The sequence below is a fragment of the Mesorhizobium sp. WSM4817 genome, assembly GCF_055811135.1.
Map to the genome: position 1 here is coordinate 236,303 of NZ_JBVVQQ010000007.1, position 23,202 is coordinate 259,504.

Below are 23,202 nucleotides of genomic sequence, written 5' to 3' on the forward strand. Positions count from 1 at the left end.
CCACCCCCCCAACCCCCCGGATCGGCCCCATAATAATAAACCTGCCGCCGGTGTGGTGGGGGTGGGGGGGGCGCGGGGCCCCCCCCCCCCTAAACTCGTCCATCAGCGACGGCGGAACAAGCCTTATGGCCAGGATTACGCCGAGCGGTACTATGACTAGGTCGTCGACATAGCCGAGCACCGGAATAAAATCCGGGATCAGGTCGATTGGGGAAAGCGCATAGGCGGCCACCATCCCCGCCACGAGTTTCGCGGACCAGGGCACCCGAGGATCGCGTGCGGCGAACCACAAGGCGACGACATCGAGCTTGATGTCGCGCGCCCGGCTCTTTGCCGCTTCCAGCCATGCTTTCATAGGGTTACTTTAGCACAGATTGCCGTCCGCCTGCATTCGAGCGGCGGTCGCTGGTCGTAGAAAGACTAGACCAGACCGTCCGTGGCGCGTCCCAAAGGATGCGCGGCGCTCTAACGCTCCGACGATTCGGTGCTGCCCGCCGGCTTTGAAACATAGGCGTCGAGAAAGTCCTGCGAGGCGACATCGTCGGCGAGGCTCCTCAGCTTTTCGGCCGCGGCCGCCCCCAAAATCGCCTCGACGCGCCGGTTGGCCTCGACCCACACGACATATGCCTGCTGGTATCGCGCTTTTCCGAGTGGCGTCAGCACAGCATGTTTCGTTCGCCGATCATGGGCATCCTGGCGGACCTCGACCAGACCGTCGCGCTGTGGGAAACCTACGACGCCGCCCCCACCGCCCTGTTCGCCGCGACGCAGACCGGCGAGCCGGCGCCTCGCTACCAGGCGGCTTGACGCCGCCCGACCGCCCTTGCGCGCGCAGGGCGGTCTCCGCTGGCACGGCTAGGGGGACGTCACCGTCAGATGGCCTTTCATGTTGGGGTGGAAGCGGCAGAAATAGTCGAACGCTTCCGCCTTCTGAAGGGCCATGCTCGCTGATGTCTTCGGCGGGATAACCACCTCCCAGCCGCCTTTGACGGTCGCCGTGTGGGCGAACACGTCCTTGTTGACCCACTCTATCGTATCGCCGACCTGCGCCTCGATGCTTGCGGGCGAAAATACAAGCTTCTCGATCGTCACCTCAATCGTTTCGGCCTTGGCTGGTGCGGCAGCAATACTCAACGCCATTGCAATCCACAGATGCCGTTTCGACACCGTCGGTGCTGTTCTCATTTCAGCATGCCGGCGACATGTTCGGCATGCCGTTCATGGCCCTGGAATAGCTTCAGGCCGGTCTCCAGCAGGCTCTTCAGTTCGGCATTCTCGGCCGAGGGGATCAGCAGGGTTTCGAGCGCGCCGTTGACCTGCTTGTGATAGGCGACCTCGTTGTCGAGATAGGCCTTGTCGAACGCGGCGCCGTCGAGCTTGGCGAGCTTCGCCCGTTCCTCGTCCGCCGCCTTGGTCAGCGCCTTGCTGGTGGCGTTGTCCTCTGGGGTCACGTTGAGCTTCTTGACCAGGTCAAGCGCTTGTTTGTTTACGGCTTCATGGTCTCGCACCATGTCTTTGGCGAAATCGAGAATCTCCTTGTTCTTCGATTTCTTCAGCGCTTGCACGGCCGCCTCAACGTCAAGCACGCCGGCTGTGTAGGCGATGTGGGCGATCTGCGGGTTGCTCGGCTTGTCGGAGGCTTGCGCCAACGTCGCTGCGCTGAGCAGGAAAAGCGCTGCCAGTGCGGTGGTCGATCGAATAAACATGACGTTCTCCTTCGCCGGACGCGGTTGGCTCCGGGCATTTTCAGTTGACGATGTTTGGATGCCGGAAGGGGGCAAACGTTCCCGGGAATTCGGGAAAATCAGCCGGTAAAGCCAAGCCGCTGCATCACCGCGGCGGTCAGCCGTTCACACCGGCGGCCGGCGAAGGGGAAGGCATCGAGCAGCACCGGGCCGATCTGATCGGCCAGCGCCTTGCGCACGAGGGCGCGGGCGCGGTGCAGCCGGGTCTTGACGGTTTCGGGCCGCACATCAAGCAATTCGGCGGTCTCGTCTATGCTGAGACCCTCGATCACCCGCGCCACGAATACTGTCCGGTAGACATCGGGAAGTCGATCGGTCGCCCGTTCGACAAGCTCGAGGATCTGCCGTTGCGCCATCATCCGCTCCGGATCGTCGCTGGGATTGAGGGGGAACTCGATGATTTCGGCTTGTAGATTTTGCGGCATCGCTACCGTTCGCCGCCTTTTGCGCAAACGCCCAAGCGCCTCGTTGATGACGATGCGTGACAGCCATGTGGCGAGAGAGGATTCGCCGCGAAAATCCCCGAGCTGGGCAAAGGCCCTGACATAGGCCTCCTGCACGATGTCTTCAGCCTCGCTGTCGTTGCGGACGACGCTGCGGGCGATACGATAGAGTCGCTGGTTGTGCATTTTGATAATCGTGTGGAAGGCTCCGCCCTCGCGCGCCAGCGCACGGCCGACAAGCTGCATCTCGCCAGATGCGGCGGGCATGACGGTCGCAGATATGGCCGGTTTCCTCATCGCGAGCCAATCTCATGACCGGAAGCAAATCCTCCGATCGAAACATTGGACGGGCTAACCGCGAAAAGGTTCCCGAACATTTTTCCCGGCGGCCGGCACCGCTTACGCTGCCGCTTCCGCCAACGCCTTGTCGCCAGCTTGCGCGCGTGCCGTTGCGGCCAGCAGATCGGTCTGCGTGATGAGGCCGAGGATGTGCTGGTTGTCGTCTACGATGACGACGGCGTGGCTGCGGCCGTCGGTAAGCACCGGCAGGAGGCCCATGGCCGGCGCGCTCGCCGAGGCAGTCAGCACGGCCTTTGTCACGCTTTTCACCGCTTGCGCCGCCCGCTCCAGTTCGCGCAGTCCGACGGCGCCGATAAGCTTGGCCTCCGCGTCGACGACCGGCAGCATCCGGATATTGTGATCGAGCAGCAGATGACGCGCCTCGTCGGCATCAGCATGCTCGTCCACGGCAATCACGTCGCGCGACATGATATCCTCGCACAGCAAGGTCCGGTGCGTGCGCACCATCGCCTGTAACTCCACCTGCCGCAGTAGCCGTTCGAGATCGTTGCGGTCGATGTCGAACGTCTCCTCCAAAGCGCCGAGCGCAGCATCGATGTCCTCGGGCCGGAAGCCGATACGCTCCTGCGCCGGTGGATCGATGGTGCCGTGGCTGTTCTTTGACGCAGCGGTGGTACCATGCGGGTAGGTCCGTCGCGTCAGCTTGTGAAAACCGTATCCGAGCGCCACCAGCACGATCGAGTTCAATGCCACCGGCACGAACGGAAACAGGAAGCCGGCGTCGATGACGGCCGGGCCGCCGAACACCGCCGTCAGAGCCGCCGCGCCGCCTGGTGGATGCAGGCAGCGTGTGAACGACATCGCGGCGATGGCCAACGATACCGCAATGCCCACCACAAGGACGGGCTCATGTATGAAACGCGCCACAATCACGCCGACGAGCGCCGATATGGTGTTGCCGCCGATGATCGACCAGGGTTGCGCCAACGGGCTCGCCGGCACTGCGAACAAAAGCACGGCCGAGGCACCCATCGGCGCCACGAGCAGCGGCACATGCGGGCCGCTGCCGAGCACGAGGCCACCGATCGCGCCGGTCAGCGCAATGCCGATCGTCGCACCGAAACAGGCGATCATGCGCTCGCGCAGTGTCGCGCCGGCCAGTATGGGAGAAAAAAGACGAAAGGCCATGGGTGCTCTGGGGTTTATCCCACTCTGGGGTTGATCCCCGAGGAGTGTTGAACTTTGAAACGCCTTGCAATGACGCCAGACTGCTGAATTCGAAAGCCAAACCAATCCGAGAAATAGCGGATTTGGGAAATATTGTTGCGCGACGCGGCTAGATCAGGCGAGGTCCGGCCGCCAGCCGGAGCAGCTACACAGCGTGATCCCGGCTAGTCTTTTCAAGAGGTTGAGCGCGTTTTCTGAATCGGTTTTGGAAGCTCGCCGCCGTAGCTCAACCCGCCGCCGCAGTGAGGCCGCGCGCCAGATCGGCCTTCAAATCCTCGACATCCTCAAGCCCGATCTGCAGGCGGATGAGCGGGCCATCATAAGGACCCTTGGCGACGACGCGGTCGCCGAGGAAGACCGGCACAGCAAGGCTCTCATAACCGCCCCAGGAATAGCCGAGGCCGAATATCCTGAGCGCGTCGAGGAAGGCATGCTGCTGTTTCTGGCTGCCGCCCTTGAGCACGATCGAAAAAATGCCGCTCGAGCCGCAGAAGTCCCGTTTCCAGAGATCGTGATCGGGGTGGCTGGCAAGCGCTGGATGCAGCACACGCGCCACGCCCGGCTGGCCCTCCAGCCAGCCCGCGATGGCCAGAGCGCTGCGCTGATGGTGGTCGAGGCGCACACCCATGGTGCGCAGGCCGCGCAGCACCTGATAGACATCGTCCGGCCCGGCGCAGCAGCCCATCGTGTAAAACGTCTCGCAAAGCTGTTTCCAGCAGGCCTTGTTGGCCGACGCGGTGCCGAGCAGCACGTCGGAATGGCCGGCCGGATATTTCGTCGCCGCATGGATCGAGATGTCGACGCCGTGGTCGAGCGGGCGGAAGTAGAGCGGCGTCGCCCAGGTGTTGTCCATCATGACGATCGCACCTGCGGCGTGTGCCGCGCTGGAAATGGCCGGTATGTCCTGCACCTCGAAAGTGTTGGAGGCCGGCGATTCGGTGAACACGACCTTGGTGTTGGATTTGATCAACGCCGCTATACCGGCGCCGACATGCGGATCGTAATATTCGACCTCGACGCCTAGCCGTTTCAGCATCGTGTCGGCGAAATTGCGGGTTGGGTGATAGACGGAATCAACAATCAGGACATGGTCGCCCGCCGACAGGAAGGCGAGCAGCGGCACTGTCACCGCCACCAGGCCGGAGGGCACCACAATCGTGCCGGCCGATCCTTCCAGTCCGTCGATGGCGCTGGCAAGCGCGTCGGTGGTCGGCGTGCCGCGCGTGCCGTAGGTGTATTTCTGGCCGCGTGCCGCCATCGTCGCCGCGTTGGGAAAGAGCACGGTCGAGGCATGCACCACCGGCGGGTTGATGAAGCCGAAATAGTCATGCGGATTGTTGCCCGAGTGGGCAAGCCGCGTGTTGATGCCCATTTCATTGCCGTCTTTTGCCATTGCGCTTCGCCTCTGATGAAGCGCCAGCCATAGTGCGGCGGCATTGGCCGCGCAACCGTTCGTCAACCGCCAGCCAGCGGACTGGTTGTGCCAATCGCTCCGATGGCTTTCCGGCGCGGCGCTGCCTCCCCGAAGACGGATTTTAGAAGCCAGCTCCGATTCGCGTTGGCCGGACCTCGCAGTTGCTGGCTAATTTTCGGGCGCGTTTGACTGCAATTCAGGCATTTGCGGCAAATGGTTTGAAACTCTTTGAGTTTCGGTCATTTTCCTTGACCTCACTGTGATAATCGCCTTCGATGCAGTTCGTGAATGGGAGGCAGCGCGTCGGTTGCGATGCGGGTTCCGGTAATGGGCCGGAACGGGAAGCTGCGTTCACACGGAAAAAAAAGTCAGGTTCGCCTGAAAAAAACAGAAAAGGGTCTGTGGGTTATGAAACACATTGCAATCGGCATTCTGGGCGCCGCCGCGCTTGGATTGGTGGCTTCGGCCGCGTCGGCGGCCACGCTCGACGACGTCAAGGCCAAGGGCTTCATCCAATGCGGCGTGTCGACCGGTCTGGCCGGCTTCTCGGCGCCGGACGACAAGGGCGACTGGCAAGGCATCGATGCGGACTTCTGCCGCGCTGTCGCGGCCGCCGTGTTCGGCGATGGCACCAAGGTCAAGTTTACGCCGCTCAGTGCCAAGGAACGCTTCACCGCACTGCAGTCAGGCGAGATCGACGTTCTGTCGCGCAACACCACCTGGACCATCAACCGCGATACGGCGCTTGGTCTGAACTTCGTCGGTGTCACCTATTATGACGGACAGGGCTTCATGATCAACGCCAAGAAGCTGCCGGGGGTGAATTCCGCGCTGCAGCTTTCGGGCGCGGCGGTCTGCGTGCAGAGCGGCACCACGACCGAACTCAACCTCGCCGACTACTTCAAGACGAACAAGATGGAGTACAGCCCCGTCGTCTTCGAACAGCTGTCAGAGGTCGACGCGGCCTATGACGCCGGCCGTTGCGATGTCTACACCACCGACCAATCAGGTCTCTACGGCATCCGGCTGACGCTGGGCGCGCCCGCCGACCACGTCGTGCTGCCTGAGATCATCTCCAAGGAGCCGCTCGGACCAGCCGTGCGCCAGGGCGACGACCAGTGGTACCACATCGTCAAGTGGACCTATTTTGCGCTGCTGCAGGCTGAGGAACTCGGCATCACCAAGGCCAATGTCGAGGAAATGAAGGCCTCGGAAAATCCCGAGATCAAGCGCGTGCTCGGCCAGGAGGCCGATACCAAGATCGGCACCGATCTCGGCGTCTCCAACGACTGGGTCGTCAACATCGTCAAGGCCGTCGGCAATTACGGCGAAATGTTCGAACGCAATGTCGGGTCGGGCAGCCCGCTGAAGATCGCGCGTGGCATCAACGCGCTGTGGACCAAGGGAGGTCTGCAATACTCTCCGCCGATCCGCTGATCGAAATGTGATCCGGGAGGCAGATCGTCTGCCTCCCGGTTTCTCTTTCCAGGGGATGGTCGAATGGCATCGCAGGAAATTCTTCGCGAGGAGCCAAGCCGCGGCTCCTTCATCAATGATCCAAAGGTCCGCGGCATAGTCTTCCAGGCGGTGGTCGTCATCGTGCTGGTTGCGTTGGTCTGGTGGATCGTCCAAAACACCATAGACAATCTGACGCGCCTGCGCATTGCGTCAGGCTTCGGCTTCCTCAGGGGCCGCGCCGGCTTCGACATCAGTGACAGCGCCATCGCCTATTCGTCGGATTCGACCTATGGCCGCGCCATTCTGGTCGGCTTCGTCAACACGCTCATCGTTGCCGCCGCCGGCATCGTCACCGCCACCATCATCGGCTTTATCCTTGGCGTCGGCCGGCTTTCGCACAACTGGCTGATCCGCAAGATCTGCATGGTCTATGTCGAGGTCTTTCGCAACATCCCGCCGTTGCTGGTCATCTTCTTCTGGTATTCCGGCGTGCTTTCGGTGCTGCCGCCGCCGCGCGAAAGCATCAATTTGCCGTTCAGCTCCTTTCTCAACCAACGCGGTTTTTATTTTCCACGCGCCGTGTGGGGCGAAGGCTCCTGGCTGATCCTGGTTGCTTTGCTTCTCGGCATCGCCATGGCGTGGTTCGTCGCCCGCAAGGCGCGTCAGCGGCAGATGGCGACCGGCCAGCAATTCCCTGTGTTCGGGACATCGGCGGCTTTGATCATCGGCTTGCCGTTGCTGGCCTACGCGCTCAGCGGCTTCCCGCTGAGCTTCGATTATCCAAAGCAATCGACCTTCAACCTGACTGGCGGCTTTCAGGTCAAACCGGAGTTCCTGTCGCTCTACCTGGCGCTGTCCTTCTATACGGCGGCCTTCATCGCCGAAATCGTGCGGGCCGGCATCATGGGCGTCAATAAGGGTCAGACCGAGGCAGCCGGTGCACTCGGGCTGCGGCCGGGATCGATCCTGCGGCTTGTCGTCATTCCGCAAGCCATGCGGATCGTCATTCCGCCGCTGACCAGCCAATATCTGAACCTGACCAAGAACTCGTCGCTGGCCATCGCCATCGGCTACCCGGATCTGACTGCGACGACCGGCACGGTGCTGAACCAGACCGGCCAGGCTATCGAGTGCGTGCTGATCATGATGGTGGTCTATCTCGCACTCAGCCTGTTGACGTCGGCGGTCATGAACGTGGTCAACGCCAGAATGGCGCTGGTGGAGAGGTAGAGACATGCAGGAGCACGATCTTTCCTTCGTCCGCGTCGAAATGGCGCTGGCACAGTCGGCGCCTGCAAGCGAGCGCGGCCTGGGCGCCTGGATACGCAAGAACCTGATTGCGTCGACCGGTGACACGATCCTGACCATCATCGGCATCGTGCTGGTCGCGATGATCCTGCCGCAACTGATCAGCTGGGCCTTCATCAACGCCCAATGGACCGGCGCGGACCGTACCTTTTGCGCCACAGCGGCACAGGGCGGCGTCCAGCCGGACGGCTGGTCCGGCGCCTGTTGGGCCTTCGTCAACGCCAAGTTCGGCCAGTTCATGTTCGGCCGCTATCCGATCGATGAGCGCTGGCGGCCGATCCTGGTCGCCATCCTGTTCGTGGCGCTTCTGGTGCCGCTGCTCATCCCGAAGGTGCCGCGCAAGGGGCTGAACGCCCTATTGTTCTTCGGGGCGCTGCCGATCTTTGCCTTCATCCTGCTGGTTGGTGGCGTGTTCGGCCTGCCGCATGTCGAAACGCCGCTATGGGGAGGGCTGCTGGTGACGCTCACCCTGTCCTTCGTCGGCATTGCCGTGTCGCTGCCGCTCGGCATCGTGCTGGCGCTCGGCCGGCGCTCGAAGATGCCGATCGTCAAGATGCTGTGCGTCATCTTCATCGAGACGGTGCGCGGCATCCCGCTGATCACCGTGCTGTTCATGGCCAGCGTCATGCTGCCGCTGTTCCTGCCGGCCGGCGTCAGCTTCGACAAGTTCCTGCGCGCGCTGATCGGTGTTTCGCTGTTTGCCGCTGCCTATATGGCCGAAGTGGTGCGGGGCGGCCTGCAGGCGATCCCCAAGGGCCAGTACGAGGGTGCGGATTCGCTCGGCCTCGGTTACTGGCAGAAAATGGGCCTGATCGTGCTGCCGCAGGCGCTGAAGCTGGTCATTCCCGGCATCGTCAATACCTTCATTGGCATGTTCAAGGACACCAGCCTGGTTTCGATCATCTCGATGTTCGACCTGCTCGGCGTCGTCAAACAGAATTTTAACGACCCCAACTGGGCAACGCCGCAAACGGCCAGGTCCGGCCTGGTGTTTGCTGCCTTTGTCTTCTGGCTGTTCTGTTTCGGCATGTCGCGCTATTCGATGTTCACGGAACGCCGGCTCGACACCGGCCACAAGCGCTAAGAACAAAAAAGGGAACCTTCCATGACAATAGAAAATGCAGTCAGCGCGGAAGAGATCAAGGTCAATGCCGCCAAGATGCAGGTTTCCACCACCGATGTCGCCATCGACATCATCGCCATGCACAAATGGTACGGCGAATTCCATGTGCTGAAGGACATCAACCTGAAGGTGATGCGCGGCGAGCGCATCGTCATTTGCGGCCCTTCGGGCTCGGGCAAATCGACGATGATCCGCTGCATCAACCGGCTGGAAGAGCACCAGAAGGGCAAGATCATCGTCGACGGCAAGGAATTGACCAACGATCTCAAGAAGATCGACGAGGTGCGCCGCGAGGTCGGCATGGTGTTCCAGCACTTCAACCTGTTCCCGCATTTGACCATCCTGGAAAACTGCACGCTGGCGCCGATCTGGGTGCGCAAGACGCCGAAGAAGCAGGCCGAGGAAATCGCCATGCACTTCCTCACGCGCGTCAAGATTCCGGAACAGGCCAACAAATATCCAGGCCAGCTTTCCGGCGGCCAGCAGCAGCGCGTCGCCATCGCCCGCTCGTTGTGCATGAATCCGCGCATCATGCTGTTCGACGAGCCGACCTCGGCGCTCGATCCCGAAATGATCAAGGAAGTGCTGGAGACGATGGTTGGCCTCGCCGAAGAGGGCATGACCATGCTCTGCGTCACCCACGAGATGGGCTTTGCACGCAAGGTCGCCAACCGGGTGATCTTCATGGACCAGGGCCAGATCGTCGAGCAGAACACGCCAGCCGAGTTCTTCGACAATCCGCGCCACGAGCGCACAAAACTGTTCCTGTCGCAAATCCTGCACTGATTGCTCTCACGCGAATCAAAAGAGCCCGGCCGAAACCCTGCCGGGCTCTTTTGCGTCTGAGCCGTCAGCAGGCGATTGCGCCCCGATTGCGAGGCCGTTCCTCATGAAAAAGCCGTCCCTCGTGAAAAAGCTTGGGCGTTTTCTCGCCATTCTGGTGGTGGCAATCGTGCTTGCCGTGGTTCTGGGCACATTCATTCCACGGCCGCTCTTGCCGGCGGCCGCCGCCGATCCCGCCGCCATCAGGCACGTCCTGGTGCTGAAAAATCCGATCCACACAGATATCGCCATCCCGGTCGATGACGACGTGCGCAAGCGCTTCCATTTCCTGGTCGGTGGCGGCATTCCGGCCGACATGGCTGGGGTCCGCTACATCGTCTTCGGCTGGGGAGGCCGCGCCTTCTATCTGGAGACGCCGACCTGGTCGGAACTGAAGGCGGCGCCGGTGATGAAGGCGCTGACATTGGACGCATCGGTGATGCATGTCGATGTCGCCGGCAACATTGTCGAGCCGCACCCCGACGTCGCCGGCTTCAACATCAGCGAGCAGCGTTTTGCAGCGCTGCTCGACTTCATCGCGGCGAGTTTCCAGCAAGGGCCGAACGGTCCGATCCTGATCGAGAATGCCGCTTATTCCAAGTTCGACCGCTTCTATGAAGCCAACGGCCATTTCAATGCGCTGGTTGGCTGCAACACCTGGACAGCGGCGGCTCTGCGTATCGCCGGCCTGCGGACAGGCTGGTGGAATCCGCTGCCGGCCTCACTCGACCTGTCGATGCGGATTTATAATTGATGCTCCGGGTAATCAGCGCCTCATTCCGGCGCGCCCCTCTGTCCTGCCGGACATCTCCCCCACAAAGGAGGCACAAGGAGGGAGATATTCAATTTCGGCGCCGCGCTTCATCCTGCAACGTTGGAGATTGGCAAAATCCGAGGTGACGGCCGATCTCCCCCCAAGTGGGGGAGATGCCAAGTTTTTGGCAAAGACGGCAGGACAGAGGGGGCGCTGTCCCGCCAACCGGTCGAGCTTTCATCGCCGATCGCCATCCGGCGGCCGCCAGCCATAGAGCCAGTCGAGATCGGCCGCGAGCTTTTCCGGCGAGCGCCACTTCAGGAACAGGTTGCGCGCGACGGCCACCGGCCCCGTTGCATGCCAGGCGAGCCGGTTGACGGCACCGCGGCGGGAGACCTTGGCGATGCGCGGGCGGCGCATCTTCTCCCAGGCGGCAAGCGCGCCCCACGGATCGGCGGGCGCGGCAGCCACAAAGCCGGCAAGGGTTGCGGCATCCTCGATCGCCATCGCCGCCCCCTGCGCCGCGAACGGCGTCATTGCATGCGCCGCATCACCGATCAGCGCGATGCCGGCGGGCGTCGTCCATGGCTGTGCCTGGTCGACCGTATGGATCGGCCACGCGGTCCACGGGCCGGCGTCCTCGGCAAGCCGGGCCAGCGCTGCCGCCGTGCCACGCATGGCGCCGAGGAGGATATTGGGGTCGGCGTGGCCCGACCAGCGCTCGGCGATGATCTCGCCCCTGGTGAAGGCAGCCAGGTTGAACGCCGTGCCGTTGCTGACCGGATAGGCGACGAGGTGGAAGCCGGGATGCAGGAAGGTGGTCACGCAATTGGCGGCGCCGACCGCCGCAAGGGCTTCTCCTGCGACACTGTCTGCACTGATCGTAGCGCGCCAGGCAAGCTCGCCCGAAAACCGGCTTTTGGCCGCAAACCCGCCAAAAGCCCGGATCGCCGACCAGACGCCGTCGGCGCCGATCAGCAGAAAGCCGCCGGCTTCGACTGTCTTGCCGGCAATCTCGACTGTTGCCGTGGCATGGCGCGGTCCTGTGGCGATGTCGCCGACGCGCGCGCCGGTGACGAGACTGATGTCCGGCCGTTCGGCAAGGCGCGCCATCAGTGCATCTTGCAGGTCAGCCCGATGAGCGACGAGATAAGGCGCCTGCCAGCGCCTTTCGGCCGCTTCGCCAAGCGGCACCCGCGCCAGCTCACGTAGCGTGGCGGCGTCCTTGAGCACGACCGCCTCCGGCCGCACCGTCGCCGGCAACAGCCGGTCGAGCACGCCGAACTGGCGAAGGATGCGCGTCGCGTTGGGTGAGAGCTGGATGCCGGCACCGGCCGCTTCGAGGCGCGGCGCCTGTTCGAACAGCCGCACCAGATAGCCGCGCTCGGAAAACGCCAGTGCCGCGGTCAGTCCGGCGACGCCGGCTCCGGCGATAACGACCTGCCGGGACCGGGTGTCGTCCATCGGATGGCGTGCGCGTCAGGCGGCCTGGTGGATATAGAGGCATCCGGCAGGCTGTGTTTCCGTCGCCTTCAGCTTTGGCGAATAGCGAAAAAACGTCGAGCAATAGGGGCAGACCTTTTCATTGTCGTCGCCCATGTCGAGAAACACATGCGGATGGTCGAAGGGCGGGTTAGCGCCGGTGCACATGAATTCCTTGACGCCGATGTCGATTGCCGGATAGCCCGCATCGTTTTGGAAATGGGGAATGGAACCGCCTGCCATCGTCGTCTCCTATATTTGCCGCATGACCCCGGATCATGTGCAAAATCAAAATTCCACCGCGCCCTTTGCGCGTCCAAAGGACGCGCCGCGCTGTACCTGGATTGCATCTGGATCATAAGCAGTCTCTTTGCAAGATCGATGAAATCAAACTGTCGTAAAAGCCTGTCACAGGATAAGCTAAGCCGGTTAAGGCATGGCCCCGAAACCGAATTCGGTTTTGCTGGGGATCATGCGTAGCTTAAGTGGTGGGAGCGTCCTTTTGCGCGTCCGCAACGACGCGCGACGCTGTGGCCAGCGGGTGCGAAACGAGCAGGAACCATGAACGAACTAAAGCCGGTGCAGAGCGAATTCACCACTGTCGAGGTGGCGAGCCCAGAGGGCGGCAATCCGGACCGCTTCGTCAACCGCGAGTTTTCCTGGCTGCAATTCAACCGCCGCGTCCTCGAAGAATCGCTGAACGCCAACCATCCGCTGCTCGAGCGGGTCCGCTTCCTGTCGATTTCGGCCGCCAATCTCGACGAGTTCTTCATGGTCCGTGTCGCCGGCCTCGCCGGCCAGGTTCGCGAAGGCATCACGCTGAAGAGCGCGGACGGCCGCACCCCCGAACAACAGCTGGAACAATTGCTGCGCGAGGTCGAGCGCCTGCAGGAGGACCAGCAGAACAGCCTATCCGCTCTGATACTGCTGCTCGACAAGGAAGGCATCGAGAGCATCAGCCGCGATGGGCTGACCAAGGACGAGAAGACCTGGCTCGAGGATCATTTCCAGGAGCAGGTGTTTCCGGTGCTCACACCGCTGTCGATCGACCCGGCGCATCCGTTCCCGTTCATTCCCAATCTCGGCTTCTCGATGGCGCTGCAACTGCGCCAACGCAGGAATGGCGAGGAGATGAGCGCGCTGTTGCGTCTGCCGGTGGCGCTGAAGCGCTTCATCCGCTTGCCTGACCGCAAGCATCATGTCCGCTTCATTCCGCTGGAAGAAGCGGTCGGCCTCTATATCGGCAAGCTGTTCCCCGGCTACGAGGTCAAGGGCTCCGGTACGTTCCGCATCATCCGCGACAGTGACATCGAGGTCGAGGAGGAGTCCGAGGATCTCGTGCGCCTGTTCGAGACGGCGCTGAAACGGCGTCGTCGCGGCTCGGTCATCCGCATCGAATTCGACAAGCTGATGCCGGCCGAACTGCGCGAGTTCGTCGCCGGCGAGCTTGGCGTCTCGTCGAGCCGGATCAGCGTGCTCACCGGTCCGCTGGCGCTCAGCCAGATTTCCGAGATCGTCGCCATCGCCCGCGACGATCTCAAATTCAAGCCTTACAATCCGCGCTTTCCCGAACGCATCCGCGAGCACGGCGGCGACTGTTTCGCCGCCATCCGCGAGAAGGACATCATCGTTCATCACCCCTACGAATCCTTCGACGTGGTGGTGCAGTTCCTGCGCCAGGCGATGGCCGATCCGGAAGTGGTGGCGATCAAGCAGACGCTCTATCGCACCTCGAACGACAGCCCGATCGTGCGCGCTTTGGTCGACGCGGCGGAGGCCGGCAAGTCGGTGACCGCGCTGGTCGAGCTCAAGGCGCGTTTCGACGAGGAAGCCAACATCCGCTGGGCGCGCGACCTCGAGCGCGCCGGCGTTCAGGTCGTGTTCGGCTTCCTCGAACTGAAGACCCACGCGAAAATGTCGCTGGTGGTGCGGCGCGAGGACGGCAAGCTGCGCAACTATGTGCATCTCGGCACCGGCAACTACCATCCGGTCACCGCGCGCATCTACACCGACTTGTCCTTCTTCACCACCGCTCCGACAATCGCCCGCGATGTCGCTCAGCTGTTCAATTTTATCACCGGCTACGCCGAGCCGACCGAGGAGATGCGGCTGGCCATCTCGCCGTTCACGCTGCGCAAGCGCATCCTCAAGCACATTTCGGACGAGATTGGCCATGCGCTGGAGGGCAGGCCGGCCCGCATCTGGATGAAGATGAATTCGCTGGTCGACCCGATCATCATCGACGCGCTCTATGACGCCAGCCGCGCCGGCGTCGAGATCGATCTCGTCGTGCGCGGCATCTGCTGCCTGAGGCCCCAAGTGCCGGGCCTGTCGGAAAACATAAGGGTCAAGTCGATCGTCGGCCGCTTCCTCGAACACAGCCGAATCTATTGTTTCGGCAACGGCCATGGACTGCCGTCGGACGGGGCGATCGTCTACATCTCATCGGCCGATTTGATGCCGCGCAATCTCGACCGCCGCGTCGAAACCATGGTGCCGATCACCAATCCAACGGTGCATGAACAAGTCCTCGGTCAGATCATGCTGGGCAACATCATGGACAACCAGCAAAGTTTCGACGTATTGGCTGACGGAACCTCCCGGCGCGCCACGCTCGAGGAGGGCGAGGAACCGTTCAACGCGCAGGAATATTTCATGACCAATCCGAGCCTCTCCGGACGCGGCGATGCGCTGAAATCGCATGCGCCCAAGCGCATCGCGCAGTTCAAGCGCCGCAAGAAAAACGCCGCAGCGACCGGCTGATGATTTCAACGTCCCAGGGCCGGCTTCAGGACCGCCGACCGCTGTCCATCATCGACATCGGGTCGAACTCGATCCGGCTTGTCGTCTATGAGGGGCTGGCGCGCTCGCCAACCACGCTGTTCAACGAAAAGATGCTGGCCGGCCTCGGTCGCGGCATCGTCTCGACCGGAAAGCTCGATCCCGAGGCGGTGACCCGTTCGATGGAGGAGTTTCGGCGTTTCCGTGCGCTGTCCGAGCAGGCCGGCGCCGAGCATATGTATGTGCTGGCGACCGCCGCCGCCCGCGAGGCGGTCAACGGCCCCGATTTCATCCACCGCGCCGAAGATGTGCTCAAGACCGAGGTCCAGGTCCTGAGCGGGCGCCAGGAAGCCCACTATTCCGCGCTTGGCGTCATTTCCGGCTTCCACCCGGCCAACGGCATCGCCGGCGACCTCGGCGGCGGCAGCCTCGAACTGGTCGACGTCGATGGCGAGGCAATCGGCGACGGCATCACGCTGCCGCTGGGCGGCCTGCGCCTGCAGGACATGGCCAAGAACTCGCTGGCCCAGGCGGCAAAGATAGCGCGCGACGAGCTCGCGAAGGCAAAGCTGCTGAAAGGCGGGCAGGGCAGGCCGTTCTATGCGGTCGGCGGCACCTGGCGAAACCTCGCCCGGCTGTACATGGAAATGACCAGCTATCCGCTGAGTGTCATGCATCATTACGAGATCGGCATCGACAGCGCTGCGACCTTCCTCAAGCAGGTCGCCAAGGGTGAGATCGAGAAAATAAAGGGCATCGAAGGAGTCTCGAAGAACCGCCGCTCGCTGCTGCCTTTTGGCGCCATCGTGCTGCAGGAGATCATGGCGGCGATGCAGCCGTCCAAGATCATCGTCTCGGCACTTGGCGTGCGCGAGGGCTTTCTCTATTCGCTGCTCGACAAAGCCGAGCAGAAGGCGGATCCGCTGATCTCGGCGTCGGAGGAACTCGCCCGGCTGCGTTCGCGCTCGGTCACCCACGCGCAAGAGCTTGTTGAGTGGACGGGCAAGACCTTCGCCGCCTTCGGCATCGAGGAGACCGTCGACGAGGCGCGTTACCGCCAGGCCGCCTGCCTGCTTGCCGACATCGGCTGGCGCGCGCATCCCGAATATCGCGGCAAGCAATCGCTCAACATCATTGCCCACGCCTCCTTCATCGGCGTCGACCATCCCGGCCGCGCCTTCCTGGCGCTGGCCAACGCCTACCGTCATGATGGCGTCTTCAACGAATCGATCGCGCCGGAAATCAAGGCACTGGCAACGCCGCGCTATATCGAGCGCGCCCGTGTGCTGGCCGCGGTGATGCGCGTCGTCTACCTGCTGACGGCGGCAATGCCGGGCGTCATGCCGCGGTTGAAATGGGAGAGGCGCGGCAATGGCGTGCTGGCGCTGGTGCTGCCGGCGTCGCTGGCCGATCTTTACGGCGAGCGGCCGGCCGGACGACTGGCGCAACTGGCGAGGGTCACCAATCGCCGGCTGGTGCTGGCGGTCGAGGGCGGCCCCACTATGCCAGCCAAGTAATCTGGGTCAGTCAAGTATTCGGCTCAATCCGGCAGCTTGTGTCGGTCAAGTCGTTTCAGCGCCGATCCGAAGCATCCGCCCGTCGATCGAGTAGGCGCCGGCGCCTGCCATTGCCAGCGCCAGAAAACCGCCCGATAGCGCGATGTCCTTCATCAGCATCTGCGAATGCATGAAGGTCAGCGTCGGATTGTCGCCGCCCTGGCCATAGTGGCCGATGAAGCCTGCCGCGATGCAGAAAGCGGCAAGCAGGAGCGCCACGATCGGCGTCTTGAGGCCGACGAGGATGAGCAGTCCGGCGATCATTTCGAACAGGCCCGTCGCCCAGGCTGCGAGTGTCGGCAGCGGCAGGCCAAGGCCGGAAAAATACCCCGATGTGCCGGCAATGTCGGTAAGCGCGTGAAAGCCGGACGGAACGAATAGAGCGGCGAGCAGCAGCCGCGAAAGCAGAAGCAGCGCATTGCGGGGCATTGGTCACCTCCGACGTCGGCGGCGGTTGGCTTCACCCCGACACCTCATCCTAGCAGAAAGTCCGGCCGGCTGATCGACGGGCATAAACCGACAACGAAAAAGGGACGCGGAAAATTCCGCGCCCCTTGCTGCAAGTGGTTCCTGGACTGCTTCAGTCGCGCTTGGCGTCGACCGAATAGGCGCCGGCGCCCGAGGAAGCCAGCACGAGGAAGCCGCCGGCAATCGCCAGGTTCTTCATGAAGCTGATCATCTGCATCTGATCGGCCCAGCCGGTGTGGGCGACCAATCCCGTGGCGACGGTGAAGATTGCCAGCACCCAAGCGGTGATCCGGGTCTGAAAGCCAATGAGGATGGCGAGGCCGCCGAGCAGCTCGAGCAGACCGACGACAATCGCCGTCACGGTCGGCATCGGCAGACCCATGCTGCCGAAGTAACCGGCGGTGCCGGCGATCGCAGTGAGCTTGCCGAAACCGGAAAGCACGAAGATGACGGAAAGCAGGATACGGCCGAGCAGGATGGTGCCTGAGGCGTTGGAAGCGGCGTTGGAAACGGTGCCGGAACCGGCAACGGACGTGTTGGTGGACATGATGGGCTCTCTCCGGGATGGGTTGTGGTGCCCACCCACATAGAGCAGGGCGACTGTTCACCAAAGATGCAGATTTGGTTACAGATTGTTCACCGCAGTAAAGTTTTTGCGATCAGCGCAAGATCATCCCGGATGCGTCATCTCCTCCGGCCGAACCAGGCGGTCGTAGTCGGCTTCGCTGACCAGCCCGGTGGCAAGCGCTTCCTCACGCAAGGTTGTGCCGTTCTTGTGAGCGGTCTTGGCGATCTTGGCGGCGTTGTCGTAGCCGATGGTCGGCGCCAGCGCTGTCACCAGCATCAGCGAACGGTCGAGGGCGGCCTTGATATTGTCTTCCCGCGCCTCTATGCCGACGACGCAATTGTCGGTGAACGAGATGGAGGCGTCGGCGAGCAGTTGCACCGACTGCAGGAAATTGTAGGCCATCAGCGGGTTGTAGACGTTGAGCTCGAAATGGCCCTGGCTGCCGGCGAAGGTCACGGCCGCATTGTTGCCGAACACCTGGATGCAGACCTGGGTCATCGCCTCGCACTGGGTGGGATTGACCTTGCCCGGCATGATCGACGAACCCGGCTCGTTTTCCGGCAGCGACAGTTCACCAAGGCCGGAGCGCGGGCCGGAGCCGAGCAGACGAATGTCGTTGGCAATCTTGAACAGGGCGCCGGCGCAGGCGTTGATGGCGCCATGCGAGAACACCATGGAATCATGCGCCGCCAGCGCCTCGAACTTGTTTGGCGCGGTGATGAAGGCGATGCCGGTGATCGCGGCGATGCGATCCGCCACTCTCTCGGCAAAGCCGACCGGCGCGTTCAGGCCGGTGCCGACGGCCGTGCCGCCTTGCGCCAATTCCTGCAGGCCGGGCAGCGTCATCTCGATGCGTTTGATAGAGGAGGCGACCTGCGCGGCATAGCCTGAGAATTCCTGGCCAAGGGTGAGGGGCGTCGCGTCCTGCGTGTGGGTGCGGCCGATCTTGACGATGTGGGCGAATGCTTTGGTCTTGGCCTCCAGCGCGGCGTGCAAATGCCCGAGCGCCGGCAACAAATCGTGCACGATGCGCTCGGCGCAGGCGATGTGCATGGCCGTCGGATAGGTATCGTTCGACGACTGGCTCATATTGACGTGGTCGTTGGGATGCACCGGTTTCTTCGACCCCATGACACCGCCCAGCAGTTCGATCGCCCGGTTGGAGATCACCTCGTTGGCGTTCATGTTGGATTGCGTGCCCGAGCCGGTCTGCCAGACGACCAGCGGGAAATGATCGTTCAGCTTGCCGTCGATGACTTCCTGAGAGGCTTCGATGATCGCGTTGCCGATGGCCGGGTCGAGCCGCTTCAGCTCCATATTTGTTTCGGCCGCCGCCTGCTTGACGATGCCGAGCGCGCGAACGATCGACGCCGGCTGCTTTTCCCAGCCGATTTTGAAATTGCCCAGGGAACGCTGCGCCTGCGCGCCCCAGTAACGATCGGCGGCGACTTCGATGGGACCGAACGTGTCGGTTTCGGTTCTGGTCTCTGGCGCGCTCACATGTCTCTCCGGTCTGTCGAACCCGGCACCGGCGTATCGCGTTGCACAAATGGCTTCAAGCGGAGATTGCGGGCGACAAGGATGCAAATCGGTTGAAGGAGCGCCTCTCACCGCCCAAGCAGCGACTGTGAGGTTGGAGATAGGCGCAAGGTCTCGGTCGATCTAGCCAGACATGACTGGGCATCCCGCTCGAATGCCTGCCACTCCGGGGAACTGGCAAGGACTGCCTCGTGGCGGGCATGGGCGTCCGCGCTGTCGAAGGCGGCGACGCTGATGAAGACATTTTCGCCTGATCGTACCGGCAGGCGGGGAAAGCAGTTTTCGGCATGTTCGGAGACAAACGCAGCAAGTGGCCGCGCGCCATGTGCCGCCAACACGGCAATCGCGTCGGTTTTGAAGCGGCTGGCGAAGTCGGCTTCGGCGCCGTGCCGCAGATGATGAATCTTGATGACAACAATATCCGACAAGCGATTGTCTCCGCTTGGTTTTTCGTAACCATCCAAGGCTGCTCGTTGCGATCCCGACAGATCGAAGCCGGCGCCGGGCCATGCCGGTTTCAGCAACAGCACGTCGTCGGAGGAGATCATCGTGGCGTTGGCGGCGTCGCGCCAGGCGGCCCAGACGGGCCCCTCATAGAACGCGGTCAGTGCATTTTTCCGCGCTTCCATACCCTCGAAGCCGCGCAGCCAGATGAACATGTCAGGCCGGTCGAGATCGCGAAACTGACCGATGATGGTCATGTCAGCCGCTTCCTGACCCTCGATGAGGTGACCGTCGAAGATGCCGATCAGCGTGTCGCGCCGGCCAGGTTTCAGCGTGTATTGCCTGAGCTCGACGACCGGCGAGGCGTTGAGGCCGGATTTGGACCGGGCATTCAGGGGCAGGCTCATCGCGCAATCTCCAAAACAGGGCGTTCATCCTGTTTTATAAAACAGACCGGTTGTCCTGTTTTGTCAATCTGCTATCGTTGAAAAATGTCAGCAGAGATGACCGCTCGCCCAAAGGCGCAGCCCGGCAAACGCACCAACGACCCGGAAGGCCTGCGCAAACGCGTGCTCGATGTCGCCGAAGCCTCGTTTCAGGCGCGCGGCTACCATGCCTCCAGCCTCGGCGACCTGATGGCCGCGGCAGGCGTCACCGGTGGCGCGCTGCATCATCACTTCCCGACCAAGAAGGCGCTGGCCCTGGCGGTGATCGAGGAGCGGGTCGCCGCGGCCGTCGAAGCAACATGGATCGCGCCGGTGCAGGCGGCAGGCTCGGCGCGCGAGGGCGTGCGCAGCGCGTTCGAGGCCGTGGCCGCGGAACTGGAGCAACAGGGTTTCGTGCGCGGCTGCCCGCTCAACAACCTGGCGCATGAGCTGTCGCTTGCCGATCCGGATTTCCGCACCGCTCTTGCCGGCATCTTTTCGGCGTGGCGCCAGGCGATCGCCGCCAAGGTCGGGGCCGACCAGCAAGCGGGCAGGGAGCAGGACACCGATCCGCAGCGTTTCGCGGCACTCGCGGTCGCCACCTATTCCGGCGCCATGTCGATGGCCAAGACGACGCAGGATTCTGCTGTGCTGCGCGATTGCCTGAACGCGCTGGAGCAGGGAGTTTCCTCAGCAAGAGCGAAGCGACGTCGCAGGGTGCTGCGGCAGTACAAAGCCTTTTGATGCCGGACCGCCAGTCGGCTCTCTGCCCTGCCGGGACTTAATTCGGCAGCGGTTTGATGACCTCGTAGCCCACCACGCTTTCGGCGTTGGTGCCCTCGTCATAGCGCCTGGCCAGAACGGCCTGCAGATCGGGCGCATAGAGCGCGGTGAATTCATCCTGGGTCTTGCCGGCCTCGTTCTTGATCGTCTGCCTGACCGCCAGCACGTTGTATTTGCAGTCGCCCAGGCTGAACGTCTCCTTGCCTTTTACGTTGATTTCGAGCGTCTCGGTGTCCTTCGGCTGTTTGTTTGCAGCGAGGCGGACGAAAACGGTCGTGCTTTTCGCCCCGGCCTTGAGCGGAAACAGCTTTCTGAGATCGGAAAACGGGATCATCGCAAGCTGACCGGTCTCGCTGTCGCGAAACACCTCGATCAGACCGCCGAACAGAAACTGCGTCTGCGGCGATTGGGATTGGTATTCGTTGGCGACCGACACCATTCCACCCGCCGCCGGTCGAAACTCGCTGTGGATGCCGGGCCTTTCGAGAATGAATCCGGCCTTGGCGGCTTTGGCGTCGATGCACTCGGCACCATGAGCGGCGCTCGCCAGGATGGTAAGTGCCGTTGCGATGGATATAGTCTTCATAGCGTTTGCCCGCGCAAGTTGAGTCCTGACCTGAAGCAATGCCAGACCTGCGGCAGCGTGTCGACATACCGTTCGCGGCAACTGGACGAAGAGGCGCCGGCTGTGCTGAATTTCACGCCATGAATCGCATCTCGGCAGGATCACTCTCCCGGCGCCGCTTCCTGACGCAGGGAGCAGGGTTGGCCGCGGCCGGCGTCCTTGCGCGACCGGCACTCGGACAGACCAGACAGCGCATTGCGCCTGTCGACGCCACCTTCCTGTTCGTCGCCGATGTCCATGCCTGCCGCATGGCCAGCGGGCTGAGCCCCAATTGCCACCAGGAAGGCAAGACCGACGCCGCCTTGCTGCGCAGCGTCGCCGCGTTGAACGCCATTGGCGAGAAGCACTGGCCGGCCGAAATCAACGGCATCGCCACCGGCCTGCGCTCAGCCGGCAGCCGCATCGACACGCCGCTCGGCCTCGTCGTCGGCGGCGACATGACCGACGACGGCGGCGGCCAAGTCATCCAGCCCAGCGAAGGCACGCAGTTGCTCCAGTTCAGCCAGCGTTTCCAGCAGGGCGTCGGCCCCGATCGCGTGCATGTGCCGGTCTATGTCGGCCTTGGCAACCACGATCTCGACCAGAACGGCCCGCCAAACCACGTCGACTGGTACCGCCGCGAAATGCGGGACTATGTCGAGGTCAACCATCGTGCCGGCGTGTTCTTCAAGCCGCCGGTGCCGGTGACCAGTTACGATGTCGACACCGACTGCTACTCGTGGGACTGGGGCGGCCTGCATCTCGTCCAGACGCACCGTTTCGCCGGCGACACCGGCCATGGCGCGGTCTCCGGCCTGCCATGGCTGAAGCAGGATCTGGCGACCTATGCAGCGGACGGCCGCCCCGTCATCCTGTTTCAGCACTATGGTTGGGATGTTTTCTCGATCGAACGGTGGGATGCCGCCAAAGGAACCTTCGACGATGAAGGCGCTGGTGCGCCGCACTGGTGGAGCGAGGCGGACCGGCAGGCGCTGCTGGCGGCGCTGAAGGGCTACAACGTCATCGGCATCTTCCATGGCCACCAGCACGAGACAGCGATGATCTACCGCGGCGATGGGCTCGACCTGTTCAAGCCGAAGGCCGTTTATATGGGCGGCTTCGCGCTGGCGCGGGTGAGCGGCGACAGCATGGCCGTGGCGCTTGGCGAAGCCGTTGGCGACCATGGCGAGATCGCCTTCACCAACGCTTTCTCAAAGAGCCTGAATTTCTAACGGCAACTGAAGCAGACAGCGGACCGCTAAACCGCTTTCCTCATCGCTATCGAAACAGCAGCGCAGGGGTCAGATCACCTTCCTGAACTTGTCCTTGATGTCGCCATAGGCCTTCTGCATTTTGCCAGCGATCTTGTCGGCCACGCCCTCAGCCTGGACGCGCCTGTTGCCGGTGGCCTTGCCGGCGGCTTTCTTCACTGAGCCCTTGAGCTGCTTGGCTAGGCCCGCAATCTGACTCTTGTTCACCATGGCCGCATCTCCCGGAATCAATCTGCTATTTGGGAAACGGGTGGCTGGGTTTTCGGTTCCGGAGCCCTGCCTCGTCGGTCAATCAACAGGCCACGGCCTTTGGCCCTGACCGCCATGGCGATTGCTACTCGGCATAAAAGAACGCCCCTCGCGCGTTTTATTGCACGGGAGGCGTCCTTTGTGTCAGCCTTTCCTGAGATTGCTCTCATGAACTGCTGGCGATATTTAAAATGCACGGATGCCAAGATGTTCCCGGCATGGCGCGATTTTTTACATTTTTAACAGCTGGCGCTGGGCCCGGTTTTCGGCGTCAGATCCGCCATCGAATTTGCCTGCGCAGCCAGCGTGCCGCCATCGGCCCGCCGACGACGAAAGCAGACTGCGAAGCAAAAAATTGACACGGCGCCAAAAGAAGTCTAAAAGAAATTCGTCGATATTTGTTTGACCGACTTTTGTTATCCGCGTGTCCAGGCGCGC

The 23,202-nt window shown here is 62.5% G+C and carries 25 protein-coding genes; 10 read left to right on the forward strand and 15 right to left on the reverse strand.

Annotated elements, in window-relative coordinates; translation table 11 throughout:
• Together AC0L2K_RS13230 and AC0L2K_RS13235 are read right to left on the reverse strand one after the other, a co-directional pair.
• Positions 1-355 (reverse strand): YkvA family protein (locus AC0L2K_RS13230; protein WP_473531526.1); only part of this gene is annotated, 355 nt, incomplete at its 3' end.
• Positions 356-465: 110 nt separating this feature from the next.
• The gene (locus AC0L2K_RS13235) at positions 466-663 is read right to left on the reverse strand and encodes a hypothetical protein (protein ID WP_473531527.1); all 198 of its coding nucleotides are present in this window, start codon (positions 661-663) and stop codon (positions 466-468) included.
• Between the two features lie 3 nt (positions 664-666).
• Here AC0L2K_RS13235 and AC0L2K_RS13240 point away from each other — a divergent pair, with 3 nt between their 5' ends.
• Complete coding sequence (locus AC0L2K_RS13240; protein WP_023800627.1) at positions 667-807, forward strand: hypothetical protein; 141 nt, start codon at positions 667-669, stop codon at positions 805-807.
• 48 nt (positions 808-855) lie between these two features.
• On the opposite strand, the gene AC0L2K_RS13245 is transcribed toward AC0L2K_RS13240, so the two are convergent.
• The 5 genes from AC0L2K_RS13245 to AC0L2K_RS13265 form a co-directional block, all read right to left on the reverse strand.
• The gene (locus tag AC0L2K_RS13245) at positions 856-1,185 is read right to left on the reverse strand and encodes a cupredoxin domain-containing protein (protein WP_023800626.1); all 330 of its coding nucleotides are present in this window, start codon (positions 1,183-1,185) and stop codon (positions 856-858) included.
• Entirely contained in the window at positions 1,182-1,706 is a 525-nt protein-coding gene (locus tag AC0L2K_RS13250) for a DUF4142 domain-containing protein (RefSeq protein WP_473531528.1), read from the reverse strand. Before AC0L2K_RS13250 ends, AC0L2K_RS13245 begins: the two co-directional genes overlap by 4 nt.
• A gap of 98 nt (positions 1,707-1,804) precedes the next feature.
• Entirely contained in the window at positions 1,805-2,485 is a 681-nt protein-coding gene (locus AC0L2K_RS13255; protein ID WP_473531529.1) for an RNA polymerase sigma factor, read from the reverse strand.
• Positions 2,486-2,587: 102 nt separating this feature from the next.
• Complete coding sequence (locus AC0L2K_RS13260; protein WP_473531530.1) at positions 2,588-3,676, reverse strand: HPP family protein; 1,089 nt, start codon at positions 3,674-3,676, stop codon at positions 2,588-2,590.
• 265 nt (positions 3,677-3,941) lie between these two features.
• A complete protein-coding gene (locus AC0L2K_RS13265; RefSeq protein ID WP_473531531.1) occupies positions 3,942-5,108 on the reverse strand; it encodes a cystathionine beta-lyase in 1,167 nt (388 codons plus the stop codon).
• Positions 5,109-5,537: 429 nt separating this feature from the next.
• On the opposite strand from AC0L2K_RS13265, the gene AC0L2K_RS13270 reads away from it, so the two are divergent.
• From AC0L2K_RS13270 to AC0L2K_RS13290, 5 genes are all read left to right on the forward strand, one after another.
• Positions 5,538-6,566 carry an amino acid ABC transporter substrate-binding protein gene (locus tag AC0L2K_RS13270; protein ID WP_128169208.1) on the forward strand — a complete coding sequence of 343 codons (1,029 nt, stop codon included), beginning with the start codon at positions 5,538-5,540 and terminating at the stop codon, positions 6,564-6,566.
• Positions 6,567-6,629: 63 nt separating this feature from the next.
• Positions 6,630-7,817 (forward strand): amino acid ABC transporter permease, encoded by a 1,188-nt coding sequence (locus AC0L2K_RS13275; protein WP_473531532.1) that lies wholly within the window; start codon positions 6,630-6,632, stop codon positions 7,815-7,817.
• 4 nt (positions 7,818-7,821) lie between these two features.
• A complete protein-coding gene (locus tag AC0L2K_RS13280; protein ID WP_473531533.1) occupies positions 7,822-8,979 on the forward strand; it encodes an amino acid ABC transporter permease in 1,158 nt (385 codons plus the stop codon).
• 21 nt (positions 8,980-9,000) lie between these two features.
• Positions 9,001-9,804 (forward strand): amino acid ABC transporter ATP-binding protein, encoded by an 804-nt coding sequence (locus tag AC0L2K_RS13285; protein ID WP_023800620.1) that lies wholly within the window; start codon positions 9,001-9,003, stop codon positions 9,802-9,804.
• Positions 9,805-9,907: 103 nt separating this feature from the next.
• Positions 9,908-10,594 (forward strand): TIGR02117 family protein, encoded by a 687-nt coding sequence (locus AC0L2K_RS13290; protein ID WP_473531534.1) that lies wholly within the window; start codon positions 9,908-9,910, stop codon positions 10,592-10,594.
• Between the two features lie 237 nt (positions 10,595-10,831).
• Here the strand turns inward: AC0L2K_RS13290 and AC0L2K_RS13295 are convergent, their stop codons facing one another.
• Together AC0L2K_RS13295 and AC0L2K_RS13300 are read right to left on the reverse strand one after the other, a co-directional pair.
• Positions 10,832-12,058, reverse strand: a complete 1,227-nt coding sequence (locus AC0L2K_RS13295) for an FAD-dependent monooxygenase (protein WP_473531535.1) — start codon at positions 12,056-12,058, stop codon at positions 10,832-10,834.
• 15 nt (positions 12,059-12,073) lie between these two features.
• Positions 12,074-12,319: a zinc-finger domain-containing protein gene (locus AC0L2K_RS13300; RefSeq protein WP_473531536.1), complete on the reverse strand. Its 246-nt coding sequence runs from the start codon at positions 12,317-12,319 to the stop codon at positions 12,074-12,076.
• A gap of 318 nt (positions 12,320-12,637) precedes the next feature.
• On the opposite strand from AC0L2K_RS13300, the gene AC0L2K_RS13305 reads away from it, so the two are divergent.
• Both AC0L2K_RS13305 and ppx read left to right on the forward strand, forming a co-directional pair.
• Positions 12,638-14,839: an RNA degradosome polyphosphate kinase gene (locus tag AC0L2K_RS13305; RefSeq protein WP_128172779.1), complete on the forward strand. Its 2,202-nt coding sequence runs from the start codon at positions 12,638-12,640 to the stop codon at positions 14,837-14,839.
• Positions 14,839-16,374, forward strand: a complete 1,536-nt coding sequence (gene ppx, locus AC0L2K_RS13310) for an exopolyphosphatase (RefSeq protein ID WP_023800616.1) — start codon at positions 14,839-14,841, stop codon at positions 16,372-16,374. The genes AC0L2K_RS13305 and ppx overlap by 1 nt, the downstream gene beginning before the upstream one ends.
• Before the next feature lie 45 nt (positions 16,375-16,419).
• Here the strand turns inward: ppx and AC0L2K_RS13315 are convergent, their stop codons facing one another.
• The 4 genes from AC0L2K_RS13315 to AC0L2K_RS13330 all read right to left on the reverse strand — a co-directional run bounded on the left by AC0L2K_RS13315 (position 16,420) and on the right by AC0L2K_RS13330 (position 19,839).
• Positions 16,420-16,842 carry a DoxX family protein gene (locus tag AC0L2K_RS13315; protein WP_473531537.1) on the reverse strand — a complete coding sequence of 141 codons (423 nt, stop codon included), beginning with the start codon at positions 16,840-16,842 and terminating at the stop codon, positions 16,420-16,422.
• A gap of 151 nt (positions 16,843-16,993) precedes the next feature.
• Positions 16,994-17,428 (reverse strand): DoxX family protein, encoded by a 435-nt coding sequence (locus AC0L2K_RS13320; RefSeq protein ID WP_128172781.1) that lies wholly within the window; start codon positions 17,426-17,428, stop codon positions 16,994-16,996.
• 123 nt (positions 17,429-17,551) lie between these two features.
• Complete coding sequence (fumC, locus tag AC0L2K_RS13325; protein ID WP_128169203.1) at positions 17,552-18,949, reverse strand: class II fumarate hydratase; 1,398 nt, start codon at positions 18,947-18,949, stop codon at positions 17,552-17,554.
• Positions 18,950-19,056: 107 nt separating this feature from the next.
• Complete coding sequence (locus AC0L2K_RS13330; RefSeq protein ID WP_128169202.1) at positions 19,057-19,839, reverse strand: NIPSNAP family protein; 783 nt, start codon at positions 19,837-19,839, stop codon at positions 19,057-19,059.
• 96 nt (positions 19,840-19,935) lie between these two features.
• Between AC0L2K_RS13330 and AC0L2K_RS13335 the strand changes: the two genes are divergently transcribed.
• Complete coding sequence (locus AC0L2K_RS13335; protein ID WP_128169201.1) at positions 19,936-20,601, forward strand: TetR/AcrR family transcriptional regulator; 666 nt, start codon at positions 19,936-19,938, stop codon at positions 20,599-20,601.
• Positions 20,602-20,638: 37 nt separating this feature from the next.
• Here AC0L2K_RS13335 and AC0L2K_RS13340 read toward each other — a convergent pair whose 3' ends face one another.
• Entirely contained in the window at positions 20,639-21,226 is a 588-nt protein-coding gene (locus AC0L2K_RS13340) for a hypothetical protein (RefSeq protein ID WP_128248407.1), read from the reverse strand.
• Positions 21,227-21,345: 119 nt separating this feature from the next.
• Between AC0L2K_RS13340 and AC0L2K_RS13345 the strand changes: the two genes are divergently transcribed.
• Positions 21,346-22,476 (forward strand): metallophosphoesterase, encoded by a 1,131-nt coding sequence (locus tag AC0L2K_RS13345; protein WP_473531538.1) that lies wholly within the window; start codon positions 21,346-21,348, stop codon positions 22,474-22,476.
• A gap of 69 nt (positions 22,477-22,545) precedes the next feature.
• On the opposite strand, the gene AC0L2K_RS13350 is transcribed toward AC0L2K_RS13345, so the two are convergent.
• Positions 22,546-22,725: a CsbD family protein gene (locus AC0L2K_RS13350; RefSeq protein WP_091590669.1), complete on the reverse strand. Its 180-nt coding sequence runs from the start codon at positions 22,723-22,725 to the stop codon at positions 22,546-22,548.
• Positions 22,726-23,202: the final 477 nt, after the last annotated feature.